Below are 13234 nucleotides of genomic sequence, written 5' to 3' on the forward strand. Positions count from 1 at the left end.
CATTTAAGTTTTTACCTGCTGCATAAGTGATGTTATCTGCCGCAGAAATTCGGCTGCCGTCAGTGTCGTCTTCCGCATCAACTTGTGTATCGTTATTTACCGCAGTTACAGTAAAGAACGCAGAGTTAATCGCATCAACTACAGTGCTTGCATTTACTAAAGCTGAACCTGCAGTTGTATCTTCTAACTCAACTTTACCTGTTTCATACTCAGTTTTGTCTGCTTTAAGAATTGAAGTGGTAATTGCCTCAACTTCGTTGTTAGCGTTGATGTGAACGGTTTTGTTGTCGGTTTTAATGCTGTATTGAACCGTTGCGATTGTACCATTTGATTTCACTTCAGCAGTGGTATAAGTACCGTTACCATTAACAAAGTTTACGGTGTCGTATGGGGTAACGAAGTCAATCGCAGCGCCGTTGTCTTGCAAGTTCCAACCTGAATTCATCACGTCGCCTAAAGTTGCACCGAGTTCATCTGGGTTAATTGTGTCAGCTGGTGCTGTACCTGTGGTTTGGTTGAATCCACTTGCCAAAGTTGTCGTTGGTGTAGAGGCCGTTACAGAGAAAGTGAAGTTTTGGTTGTCTTGAACAATCTTCACATTATCGCCTGCGATAAAGTTGATTGACTCGTCTTTACCAATTAATACTTGTGCATTTGTTGTACCTGTCGCTACACCACTTGTGCCAGTCGCTGCACTTGCAGAAACGTTAAAGCCGTTGGTTAAGCCTGCCGCTACGGTATAAAGTTGTGAACCGTTGATCGCATCGGTTGACGTGGAGTTCACCACACCTGCTGCTACGTTTTTAATTTGACGTTCAGAACCTGCTGAACCCACGCTCACAAAATTACCAAAATTCGATGTTGGTTGCACACCTGCAAAGCCAGTGTAAGTTACTGCTGTACCGTCTTTTGCTGTAATTGTGGCTATTGCAGCATCTGTCACATTGGCTTGTGCAGAACCATTACCTAACACTACAGAGTTGTTAGTGGCTAAAGTAACGTTCGTACCTAAAATAAATGAATCGTTACCTGAAAGGGTGTTGTTGTTACCGATAGAGTAAGACGCGTTACCGGTTACCGTGCTTGGATCACCCAACGCACCAGAGAAGTTACCGCTAACTTTGTTACCATAACCGATAGAAATAGACTGGTTACCTGTTGCATTCGCACTATGACCGATTGCAATGGCATCATCGCCACGGGTTAGAGAATCTGTACCCATTGCGATAGAGTTATTACCGCTTGTTGCAGTGTAGTTTGGAGTACCGTCGCTGTTTACTACTTTAGCGCCAGTGGTACCTGCAGAGGCATTTAAACCGAATGAGATTGCATTGTCGCCGTGTACGGTTGCATTATGACCGATCGCCACAGACTCATCAGAAGTTGAGTTAGCCACAGTACCCATTGCGATAGAGTTATTACCTGCTTGACGTGCCAATGTACCAATCACAATACCTGACATATTATAAGCAATCGCATTCACACCAAAGGCCTGTGATGCTACGCCAACGGTTTGTGCCGCTGTACCAATCGCTACAGAGGCATCACCACCTGCTGTGGTAGAAACATATTTAGAACTGCATTCGTTATTTGTAAATTTCAATGCTCTTTCTGCCGTTGAGTACGCAGTATCTGTCGTAGTATTTTGAAAGATAGGCTTAGCCGATTCCATTTGTACGCCTTTGCTAAACTCTGGAATTTTTTGCATCTGAGCTCGGGCTAAGTTAATATCATCACCACCGATAGAGATAGAAGTATTCCCTAATGCCACAGCGTTTGCACCTAAAGCACTGGCTTGTGCACCGTGAACATAAGCAGCAGAACCCACCGCTAACGCTTGGGTATGGTTCGCCACAGCGTTATAACCCAAAGCGGTTGCAAATTCATTGGCAGCCGTTGCGTTAGAACCCACAATCGTGTGGTTTACACCCGTTGCAGTTGAGTTATGCCCTATAACAATAGTTTCTTTACCTGCCGCAGTACTTTGGTTACCCACCGCAATCGCAAATTGTGCTGTTGCATTCGCATTTGAACCGATAGAAACGGTGTCTGCTGCTGAAGTAATGTTATTACCTACGGCAACAGAGTTACTACCAGTGTTTAAAGAAATATTGCTACCCACAGCAACTTTGTTTACACCGCCAGAACCTGTAATGTTGATGTTATTACCGATTGCAGTCGCATTATGACCACCAGTAGAAATGTCTGAACCGACTGCTAAGGTATTTATAGCACTTGCACCGCCAGTTACGTTATGACCAATCACTGTAGCATTATAGCTACCTTTACCAGTAGTTAAATCTGTACCAATCGCATTACCATAGTAACCGCCTTGAGTTATGTTCACACCATAAGCCACGGTGTTATTTGCGCCATTTGATGAAACGACATTCACACCCGCAATTACGATGTTTTCTTCTGTACCGCTATTTGAACTTGATGCTGCACCTGACGCAACCGCAGAACCTGCAGTACCCGCACCTGTTGTTTTAATTGCACCAGTGGTTGTTGCAAATGCATAACCCGCAGTTGCAGTTGCAGATGCTGCCATTGCATTACCGCTGACTAATGCACCTGCCACTAATGAGGCAATCGCTAAGGGTTTAAGGCGTGAGCGCTCATCAGTGCTTGATGATGATTTGCCTTTTGCTTTCGTTAATTCGGACACCACTACGAAAGACTGCGTTGCGTGATTCCAAATGACTTTAAAAATTTTATTCATAAAATAACCTAGTTGAATAACTTAAAAATAACATAGCCGATAAGACGCCCGATGAATATTTCGTTTGATTCATTCATTCGTGCTTATCGGGGGATGGATACAAAATACACTTTTTGTGGCGATTATTCTGAAACGATACGCATGGGTATGTAGGAGATATTCTCGTGAGTAAAAGAGTTTTGTAACTAGGCGATATGGTACGATGAGTTGCAAGAAAAAACAAGTAAATTAAACAAAATTTGTATATAAATTGAGCGGTTGAGTGTTGTTGTTGTTGTTGTTGTTGTTGTTGTTGTTGTTGTTGTTGTTGTTGTTGTTGTTGTTGTTGTTGTTGTTGAGGTTTTTTTCGCTTTTTTTAAGGGCGGGTTTCGCCCGTAGGGCGACTGACTTTTTCTTTGCTTGTGCAAAGAAAAAGTAAGCAAAAAGAAAGCACACCCCGATTTTGCCTTGTTTCCTGAAAATGATTAAATTTGCTTAACGGAAAAGTTGTAAACTCGCTGCGCTCAGACAGTACAACTTTTCCTACAAATTTAATCATTTTCAGGCGGCAAAGACGGGGCCCAATGGGATCGAGGGGGGGTGTAAATTTCCCACGCTCTCTTACTGTGAAAGTGCGGGGGATTTTTAATGAATTTTTTGTGAAACGGCTTGATTTTTATTGCGTGAATGGTTAATATTGGAGCCATAGGGGGACGGCTATCCCCCTTAGGATTATCTTCTAGTAAGCTGAAAAGCTCACCAATAATAAGATAATTAGGATGATGATGTATAGGAACATATCCTAACTCCTTTTAAAGATGCCCCACGTTCTGCAAGGTGGGGTTTCTTGTTTCTGACGATCGCCAGAATTTCTATTATAACATTTCGGATTTATTTACTATATATTTTTACATTATTTATATTGCGTTATATTTGTAGTGCGAAGGAAAAACCTTTGTGTGGAAGTGCGGGGCATTTTTAATCAATTTTTTAATAAAACGGCTTGATTTTTGTCTGATGAATAGCTAATATTGGAGCCATCGGGGGAGTGCAATCCCCCTCAGGATTATCGAATTATTAATAAACGTAAGTCGAAATTAATAACAAGATAATTAGGATAATAATTTGAAAGGTCATATCCTAACTTCTTTTTTAAGACGCCCCACGTTCTGCAAGGTGGGGTTTCTTGTTTCTGACGATCGCCAGAATTTCTATTATAACATTTCGGATTTTATTTACTATATATTTTTACATTGTTCATATTGCGTTATATTTGTAGTGCGAAGGAAAAACCTTTGTGTGGAAGTGCGGGGCATTTTTAATCAATTTTTTAATAAAACGGCTTGATTTTTGTCTGATGAATAGTTAATATTGGAGCCATCGGGGGACGGCAATCCCCCTCAGGATTATCGAGTTATTAATAAACAGAAGTTGAAATTAATAACAAGATAATTAGGATAATGATATAAGCTAGCATATCCTAACTCCTTTTTTAAGATGCCCCACGTTCTGCAAGGTGGGGTTTCTTGTTTCTGACGATCGCCAGAATTTCTATTATAACATTTCGGATTTTATTTACTATATATTTTTACATATTTAATTACGGTGTTTCGTATGGGGTTGTTTGAGGCAAAAAATAACCCTGTACTTTTATGTACAGGGTTAAATATGAGCGTTGAATGAGATTAAAGCACTTTCACAATGCTTTCACATAAGTGACGAATATTGTCTTCCGTGATGCCCGCAACATTAATTCGGCCAGAACGCACGGCGTAAATGGCAAATTCATCTTTTAAGCGATCCACTTGATCAGCGTTTAAGCCGCTGAAAGAGAACATGCCATTTTGTTGGGTGATAAAGCCAAAGTCTTGGTTGGCACCAAATTCTTTTAGCAATTCAACAAATTTAGTTCGCATGGCTTTAATGCGGTTGCGCATTTCTGCCAATTCTTGCTCCCATTGTTGGCGTAAGGCTGGATCGGCCAATACCACGGCGACGGTTGCGGCGCCATGTGAGGCAGGGTTGGAGTAAAGCGTGCGTACAATGGCTTTGACTTGGGTTAACGCCGTGGCGGCCACTTGTTCGGTTTCTGCCACTAAGGTAAAGGCGCCAACACGTTCATTGTATAAGCCAAAGTTTTTAGAATAAGAACTGGCCACTAATAGCTCTTTGTGGTTCGCCGCAAAAGTGCGTAAGCCAATGGCATCTTCCTCTAAGCCGTTGCCTAGGCCTTGATAGGCAAAATCAAATAAAGGCAACCAACCATTTTTGGCTGACATATCGGCTAAGATTTTCCATTGTTCAGGTGTTGGATCGATACCTGTTGGGTTATGACAGCAACCGTGTAATAACACCACATCGCCCTCACTTGCGTTGCTTAAATCCGCAATTAAATTATCCCAATCTAAGGCTTTGCGTTCAGCATCATAATAACGATATTCACGAATGGTGATGCCAACGGCATTGAAAATCGCATTGTGGTTTGGCCATGTTGGTGAGCTGATCCACACGTTTTGTGCTTTGGTTTGGCGTTTAATAAATTCTGCTGCGATACGTAATGCGCCAGTTCCACCAAGGCTTTGGACGGTTTTGGCGCGACGGTTTTTGATGATATCAGAATCTTCGCCGAACAATAACCCTTTGGTGCGTTCGTTAAAATCTGCCACGCCATCAATGGCGAGATAGTTTTTGGTGGTTTCAATATCAAAGATGCGTTTTTCAGCCTCTTTCACCGCTTTCATAATTGGCGTGTTGCCGTGGGCATCTTTATATACCCCGATGCCTAAATTGATTTTATTGGCACGATTTTCAGATTTAAATGCCTCGCCTAAACCCAAAATAGGATCCGCCGGTGCGGGCGTGATATGTTCAAACATAATGCTAGTCCTTTTAAAATGTAAATAGTTTGTTAACGATGTAAAATTTATACTCTTAATGACTTGAAATTGCAAGTAGTTCTTCTCGGTAGTTAAACCATTTAACGCCAGATTGCGTTAAGTGTAAAAAAGTGCGGTTAAAAATCGCTAAATTTTAGTTTATCCATTGCCCATGCAAGTCCTGATTGATAATCTTCAGGCAATTCATTGCTTAATTTTTGTAATTGTTGGATCAGTTGCGTGTTGTCAACATGGGTCAAATTAATATGCCCCACTTTTCGCCCCGCACGGACTTCTTTACCATACCAATGTAACTGACTGAATGGGGTATTGAGCCAGTTCGGGTTGTGTGCGGTGCCGATAAGATTAATCATGACACTTGGTGCAAACACTTGTAATGTTGGGGTCGGTAAATCTAATAATGCCCGTAAATGCAGTTCAAATTGACTAATGGAACAGCCCAGTTGCGTCCAGTGTCCGCTGTTATGCACCCGTGGCGCTAATTCGTTGATCAGCAACTGATTATTCACCACAAAGCATTCCATCGCCATCACGCCGACATAATCCAGTTTTGCCATCACCTTGCCAAGCATCTGTTCTGCTTGCGCTTGTAAATGGGCATTGGAGCTGTCGGCTACGCTATAACGCAAGATGCCGTTTTGTTGTAAATTGTGGGTGACGGGGTAAAAACGGGTTTCACCGTTGCGGAATCGGGCACCGACAAGAGAAACTTCACCATCAAAGGGAATAAATTTTTCTGCAATCACTTCGCCGAATAAGTCATCTGTTATCACGTCTTGATTTTCCGCAGTAACAATCCATTGTCCTCGGCCATCATAACCACCTGTACGGCGTTTCACCACAACCTTTTCACCTATGTCTGCAAAAATTCGCTCAAAATCCACCGCACTTTTTAGCAATGCCCAAGGGGAAGTGGGAAGATTGAGTTCATCTAACAGGGATTTTTGGCTAAACCGATCGGCTGTCGTGGCAAAGACTTTTTGATTGACAAAATTGGCATGGTTGCCCAACATCTCTGTTAAGGGCGTGGATTCCCAACGCTCAATTTCTGCTGTAATAATGGCGTTTTCGGGTAAATCAAAAAGGGGAGCGTTAAAGGCCAACGGCTCAACCTGAATATCTAACGGGGCGCCCGCATAACGCAACATTCGCCCAAGTTGACCATTGCCTAATACGTAAACGGTTGGATATAAAGTACTTTGTTGCATAGTAAAAATCTCAAAAAACGTACCGCACTTTTATGGCAAAGTGCGGTTAAAATGGATTAACTTCTTGGATCGGGATTATCCAACACGACATTGGTTTGATTTTCACGGAATGCTTGTAAACGACCGAATAATGCGGTATCCCAAGCGGCTAAAATTTGCGCAGCTAACAACCCCGCATTGGCTGCACCCGCAGGCCCAATGGCCAAGGTGCCTACGGGAATCCCTTTGGGCATTTGCACAATCGAATAGAGACTATCTACACCGCTTAACATAGCACTTTTTACTGGCACGCCTAATACTGGCACCAAGGTTTTTGCGGCGATCATTCCAGGCAAATGCGCCGCACCGCCTGCACCCGCAATAATCACTTTATACCCTTTTTGCGCCGCATTTTCAGCAAAGTGAAACAATTTATCGGGCGTGCGATGGGCAGACACGACTTCAACATGATAAGGCAGTTGCAATTCATCTAAAATTTGCGTCGCCTCGCACATGGTCGCCCAGTCGCTTTTGGAGCCCATGACAATGGCAATTTGTGGATTTTGAGTAGACATGTTTGATTTCCATGAGAAAAATAAATGATAAAAAACAGGCGTTAGAATAACATAATCTTGTAGTCCTAGGCAAACGATTGCGAGCGGTGGCGTAGTTTTTCATGGCTTTCGCAAACGTAGAAAAGGCGTTGTGAGGTGGTTGCAATCTGTTGGCTGTTTTGACATAATAAAAGGGAACAGTTTCTTCGACAAAATTGTTCCTTTTGAGTTAAATGAGATGAATGCTACATCATGCCAGCGGTATCACCCTTGAGCGATACACAAAGCAGCACAATAATCAACCATTTAACTATAATTAATATAGTTTTTAGTTTCATATTTTTATCCTCATTGGTAAAAATTAAAACAACAAGGATCTACTTGCAACCCATCAGGGGCTAACTGGCGGATTGCAATGCAGATCCACCTACTTTTGAGCTTTCTCAAAAGCAGACATATTATATAAAACCTTGTATATAAGTACAAGGTTTTTATTTTTTAATCACAAGATAATTGATAATGTTCGATCACAAAACTTTTCTCAAAAATATCACCCATGATTCAGGGGTTTATCGCATGTTTGATAAAACCGATACGGTGATTTATGTGGGAAAAGCTAAGGATCTGAAAAAACGCCTGTCGAGCTATTTTCGTGCCAATTTATCCAGTAAAAAGACCGAGGCATTAGTCGCAGCCATTTATCGTATTGAAACCACGATTACAAGTAGCGAAACCGAGGCACTGTTGCTCGAACATAATTACATCAAAACCTATCAACCACGCTATAACGTGCTACTGCGTGATGATAAATCCTATCCTTATATTTTGTTGACCAAAGAACGCCATCCGAGATTGACCGCCTATCGTGGTTCAAAGAAAATTGCAGGGGAATATTTTGGACCTTACCCTCACGCAGGAGCGGTGCGTGAAACCCTGTCACTTTTGCAAAAATTATTTCCCGTGCGGCAATGTGAAAATGCGGTGTACAATAACCGTTCTCGTCCTTGTTTGCAGTATCAAATCGGGCGTTGTGCTGCGCCTTGTGTGACCGGTTTTGTGACGGATGAAGACTACAATGCACAAGTGAATTACGCTCGTTTGTTTTTGCAAGGTAAAGATAGCCAAGTGCTAGAGCATTTAATCGGTAAAATGGAAAAGGCAAGTGCTACGTTGGATTTTGAAAATGCCGCTCGTTATCGGGATCAAATTCAAGCGGTGCGATCCATTATTGAAAAACAATTTGTTAGCCAAGACAGGCTAGATGATATGGATATTATTGCCATCGCTTACCAGTTGGGCGTAGCCTGCGTACAGGTGCTGTTTATTCGGCAAGGTAAGGTATTAGGCAATCGCAGTTATTTCCCCAAAGTGCCAGCTAATACAGATTTGAGCGAGTTGACAGCGACTTTTGTAGGACAATTTTATTTGCAAGCTCACCAAGGGCGAACCGTGCCGAATACGATTGTGGTAGATCATAAATTAGACGAGAAATCTGAATTGGAAACCTTGCTTAGTGAGCAAGCGGGTCGCAAAGTCGTTATTCAAGATGCGGTAAAAGGCAACAAAAGCAAATATTTACATCTCGCCCAAATGAACGCTAAAGCAGCGTTGAGCCTGAAATTAAAAGAAACTAGCTTAATCAGCGAACGTTATACCGTACTTCAGAATTTACTCGGCATTGAAAAAATTCAGCGTATGGAATGTTTTGACATCAGTCACACACAAGGTAGTCAAACCGTGGCATCTTGCGTGGTGTTCAATGAAAACGGGGCGTTAAAATCCGATTATCGCCGTTTTAATATTGACGGCATCACAGGCGGCGATGACTATGCAGCCATGGAACAAGCCCTGAAAAAACGCTATGAGCGAGAACTAGAAACCGACAAAATCCCTGATGTAATTTTTATTGACGGTGGCAAAGGGCAATTAAATCGGGCTTTGCAAGTGTTTGAACAGTTAAATGTAAAATGGGATAAAAAAAGACCGCACTTAATCGGTGTGGCAAAAGGCGTGGATCGCCGAGCAGGGCAAGAAACCCTGATTTTAAGTAAATTCGGTAAAGAAATTCATCTTGATCCTGATGATTTGGCCTTGCATTTAATTCAACAAATCCGTGATGAAAGCCACCATCACGCCATCACAGGCCACCGCAAAAAACGCCAAAAAGCCTTTACCCAAAGTGGTCTTGAAACCATTGCAGGGGTGGGGGCAAAACGCCGACAAGCCCTGTTAAAATACCTCGGCGGTTTGCAAGGGGTGAAAAAAGCGACTTTAGATGAAATCGCCAGTGTGCCAGGGATTTCTAAGGCGTTGGCGGAAACGATTTTTGAAACTCTAAAAGACTAAACTATAGAAAGATTAATTATTAAGGAAACCAATATGTTAGATAACGCATTACTCGGCTTAACCCATGAACAGCAACAACAAGCCGTGGAACAAATCCAAAAGTTAATGGAACAGGGGATTCCAGTGGGGCAGGCGATTAAAATGGTGGCGGAGCAGTTGAGAAAGGAATTTACTCAGGATGAGAAGTAAAAAACCGCGGTACAAAATACCGCAGTTTTCCCTATTAAATCAAAGGATTAAAAAATAATACTACCAATCAAAGCAAATCCAAATCCAACTAAACCAATCAATGTTTCGAGTACTGTCCACGTTTTAAATGCCGTTTTGGTATCCAGTTCAAGGAAACGGCTAATTAGCCAGAATCCACTGTCATTGACGTGAGAAAGTACGGTTGCACCCGATGCGATGGAAATCACGATGAAACAGAGATCGAGTTCGCTGAGCCCAGTGGTTGCAGCCACGGTTGGGGCAATTAATGCTGATGTAGTGGTAATAGCAACGGTGGCAGAACCTTGAGCTACACGCAAAGCGGTGGAAATTAAAAATGCCGCAATAATGACAGGTACACCCATATCTGACAGCATATTGGCAACGACATCGCCAATGCCACTTGCACGTAAAACACCGCCAAACATACCGCCAGCTCCGGTCACTAACACGATTGCACAAATTGGTCCGAGAGCATTGTCACAAATTTTTTCAATTTGTTCTACGCTGCGTTGTTCTTTTAATAAAATGATGGTCACTAACAACGTGATTAATAATGCAACAGGTGTTTTACCCAATAAACGTAGGCTTTCAACCCAAAGTGCAGAACCGTCGATTAATTTCATTACGGAAAAGGTATTTAACACGGTATCCAACATAATCAAGCAAAGTGGCAGTAATAAAATAAACATCACTTTGCCGAATTTAGGCGGATTTTGCACCGCAGTTTCATTAATCGGTGCGGCATTTAAAAAAGATTTTGGAAGATCTAAATGATATTTATGACCTAAAAACTTGCTGTATAAATAAGCACCAAAATACCAAGTCGGTAGGGCGATGACAATACCAACTAGGGTAAGTAAACCAATATTTGCCCCCAATAAATCCCCTGATGCCACAGGGCCTGGGTGTGGTGGTAAGAAAGCGTGGGTAACGGCAAATGCTCCTGCAGCAGGAAACGCATAACGGAATAATGATCCGCCAAATTGTTTGGCTACGCTAAAGATAATCGGCAACATCACCACAAGACCTGCATCAAAGAAAATCGGGAAACCGAATAATAATGATGCCACACCTAATGCAAATGGGGCTTTTTCTTCCCCGAATTTATTGATTAGGGTGTCCGCTAGCACTTTGGCACCGCCTGTAATTTCAAGCAGTCGACCGATCATAGCCCCCAATCCGACTAACAATGCTACACTAGCAAGCGTTCCGCCAAAGCCATTTAACATTGTCGAAATAATTTTATTGACGGGAATACCAGTCACCAAAGCCGTTAATAGACTGACTAAAACCAATGCCACAAAGGCGTGAACTCTGAACTTGATGATTAACACCAGTAACAGAATGATGGATGCAATAAGTGTTAAAATTAACATAGTATTTTCCTTCTAGTTGAATTGTTACTGGTAACATAATCATTTTTCAGATATAGGTAAAGTTTCTTTTGTTAGAATTGTGACATGCATCACATTTTTTTTAGAAATAGTGAAAATTTACGCAATGGAAAATAAAAATAAGTGATCCAGATCACAAAAATAAATGTTACCAGTAACCATTATGGCATTTTTTTGGTTAGAATAGAGAAAAGACAGAATTTAAGGGGAAAATGGATGACTGAGAAAACATATCAAGGCTCAAGTTTTATTTTAATGGGCGTTTCTAGTACAGGCAAAACTTCCGTTGGCACAGCGGTTGCCAATAAATTGGGGTTAAAACTCATAGACGGGGACGATTTGCACCCGAGAGCCAATATTATCAAAATGCGACAAGGGCATCCGCTTAATGATGAAGATCGTTTGCCTTGGCTAGAACGCATCCGAGATGCCGCTTTTAGTTTGGAGCAAAAAAGCGAAAAAGGCATTATTGTGTGTTCAGCCTTAAAGAAAAAATACCGTGATTTGATCCGAGATGGCAATGAAAATGTGAAATTTTTGTTTTTACACGGCAGTTTTGAGCTGATTTTACAGCGAATGAAACAACGCAAAGGGCATTTTATGAAAGAAGAAATGCTCAAAAGCCAATTTGATACCTTGGAAATTCCACAAGCCGATGAACCAGATGTGATTGCGGTTGATATTGATGGCAGTTTTGATGAAGTAGTGGAGCGGTGTGTGGTGGCGTTGGAACCTTTCTTGAATAAGGAACAATATGATGATTAAAGAGAAAGATTATAATGAATTTTTGAATGAATGTGTCCGCAAGGGACGGGAAGAAAAACAAATTGGGTTGGGTTTTACATTAGAACAAGCAAAAGCCAGTTCTAAACAAGTGATTGAGCAAACCAAAGTTAAACCGTTTCCCCCAAATGAATCTCATACCCCAAATTAATAATGCGGCTTTGTTGAGGTAGTCCGTTAATGCGATTGAGTAATTCTTGAGCGGCGACTTTGCCAATTTCCAATCTTGGGGTGATCACTGTTGCGAGTTGTGGCGTGAGTGATTGCCCTACGTCATGTCCATGAAATCCCGCAATAGCAATTTGTTCTGGAACTTGAATCCCTAAGCGTTGACATTCAAATAACGCCCCAATGGCTAAGTCGTCATTGGTACAAAAAATACCATTGATTTCAGGGTGCTGCTTTAAGGCTTGTTGTAAATATTCTGCTCCGAGTGTAAAGGATGATGGCTGTTGTGAACCCACGGTAATCGGGGTTAAATGGTGTTTTTTCATGACTTTTTCATAGCCTTGCTGTTTTAACAAGGTGCGTTTATCTTGGCGAGAGGAAAAATACACAATATGTTGATAACCACGCAAAATCATGGTTTCAACCATTGCCTGTGCCGCCGAAATATTGTCAAACCCCACCACTTGCTGAATCCCTAGCTCCGTAGTGTCCATAATCTCAATCACAGGAATATTGGCAATTTCCAGCATTTTTAAGGTGCGTTTACTGTGTTGATTTTCCGCTAAAATCAAGCCGTCCACATTATAGGACAGCAGGCTTTCAATCCGTTGTTGTTCTTTTTGTTGACTATAACCATAGTGAGCCAACATGGTTTGATAGCTCGCTTGATCGGTGATAATCTCAATGCCTTTTAATACATCCGCAAACACCGCATTGGTTAAAGACGGCAACAATACCCCAATCGCCCGACTTTTGGCATTGGATAGCATATCAGGGGCTTTATTCGGAATATAGCCAAATTGTTCAATGGCAATAGCAATACGTTCACGAGTTTCCGCTGCCACCGTATCAGGATTTCGCAAATAGCGACTAACTGTCATTTTGGTAATACCAAGATGATTGGCAATATCTTGTAGGGTAGGGCGTTTTTTCTTGGTTTGCATAGTCAAATAAAGCTAACTGGATAATTTTTAGGACTAATTTTTACTATAAT

At 41.7% G+C, this 13234-nt stretch carries 10 protein-coding genes; 4 read left to right on the plus strand and 6 right to left on the minus strand.

What is annotated here, in order from left to right; genetic code table 11:
• The 4 genes from ACTG7Q_RS07070 to purE form a co-directional block, all read right to left on the minus strand.
• Positions 1–2722: YadA family autotransporter adhesin (locus tag ACTG7Q_RS07070; protein WP_439242305.1), on the minus strand; the 2722-nt coding region annotated here is incomplete at its 3' end.
• A gap of 1664 nt (positions 2723–4386) precedes the next feature.
• A complete protein-coding gene (locus ACTG7Q_RS07075; RefSeq protein WP_439242307.1) occupies positions 4387–5577 on the minus strand; it encodes an amino acid aminotransferase in 1191 nt (396 codons plus the stop codon).
• 137 nt (positions 5578–5714) lie between these two features.
• Positions 5715–6806: a 5-(carboxyamino)imidazole ribonucleotide synthase gene (gene purK, locus ACTG7Q_RS07080; RefSeq protein WP_439242309.1), complete on the minus strand. Its 1092-nt coding sequence runs from the start codon at positions 6804–6806 to the stop codon at positions 5715–5717.
• A gap of 56 nt (positions 6807–6862) precedes the next feature.
• A complete protein-coding gene (gene purE, locus ACTG7Q_RS07085; protein WP_439242311.1) occupies positions 6863–7360 on the minus strand; it encodes a 5-(carboxyamino)imidazole ribonucleotide mutase in 498 nt (165 codons plus the stop codon).
• Between the two features lie 498 nt (positions 7361–7858).
• Between purE and uvrC the strand changes: the two genes are divergently transcribed.
• A complete protein-coding gene (uvrC, locus tag ACTG7Q_RS07090; RefSeq protein WP_439242313.1) occupies positions 7859–9685 on the plus strand; it encodes an excinuclease ABC subunit UvrC in 1827 nt (608 codons plus the stop codon).
• Between the two features lie 33 nt (positions 9686–9718).
• Positions 9719–9874 (plus strand): YoaH family protein, encoded by a 156-nt coding sequence (locus tag ACTG7Q_RS07095; protein ID WP_439242315.1) that lies wholly within the window; start codon positions 9719–9721, stop codon positions 9872–9874.
• A gap of 47 nt (positions 9875–9921) precedes the next feature.
• On the opposite strand, the gene ACTG7Q_RS07100 is transcribed toward ACTG7Q_RS07095, so the two are convergent.
• Positions 9922–11271 carry a GntP family permease gene (locus ACTG7Q_RS07100; RefSeq protein ID WP_439242317.1) on the minus strand — a complete coding sequence of 450 codons (1350 nt, stop codon included), beginning with the start codon at positions 11269–11271 and terminating at the stop codon, positions 9922–9924.
• Between the two features lie 234 nt (positions 11272–11505).
• Here ACTG7Q_RS07100 and ACTG7Q_RS07105 point away from each other — a divergent pair, with 234 nt between their 5' ends.
• Both ACTG7Q_RS07105 and ACTG7Q_RS07110 read left to right on the plus strand, forming a co-directional pair.
• Positions 11506–12054, plus strand: a complete 549-nt coding sequence (locus tag ACTG7Q_RS07105; RefSeq protein ID WP_439242319.1) for a gluconokinase — start codon at positions 11506–11508, stop codon at positions 12052–12054.
• On the plus strand, positions 12047–12223 hold the full coding sequence (locus tag ACTG7Q_RS07110; RefSeq protein WP_439242321.1) for a hypothetical protein: 177 nt from the start codon (positions 12047–12049) through the stop codon (positions 12221–12223). Before ACTG7Q_RS07105 ends, ACTG7Q_RS07110 begins: the two co-directional genes overlap by 8 nt.
• On the opposite strand, the gene gntR is transcribed toward ACTG7Q_RS07110, so the two are convergent.
• Positions 12183–13184: a gluconate operon transcriptional repressor GntR gene (gene gntR / locus ACTG7Q_RS07115; RefSeq protein WP_439242323.1), complete on the minus strand. Its 1002-nt coding sequence runs from the start codon at positions 13182–13184 to the stop codon at positions 12183–12185. The genes ACTG7Q_RS07110 and gntR overlap by 41 nt on opposite strands.
• Positions 13185–13234: the final 50 nt, after the last annotated feature.

It is taken from the genome of Lonepinella sp. BR2474 (assembly GCF_051851555.1).
Lineage (GTDB): Bacteria > Pseudomonadota > Gammaproteobacteria > Enterobacterales > Pasteurellaceae > Lonepinella.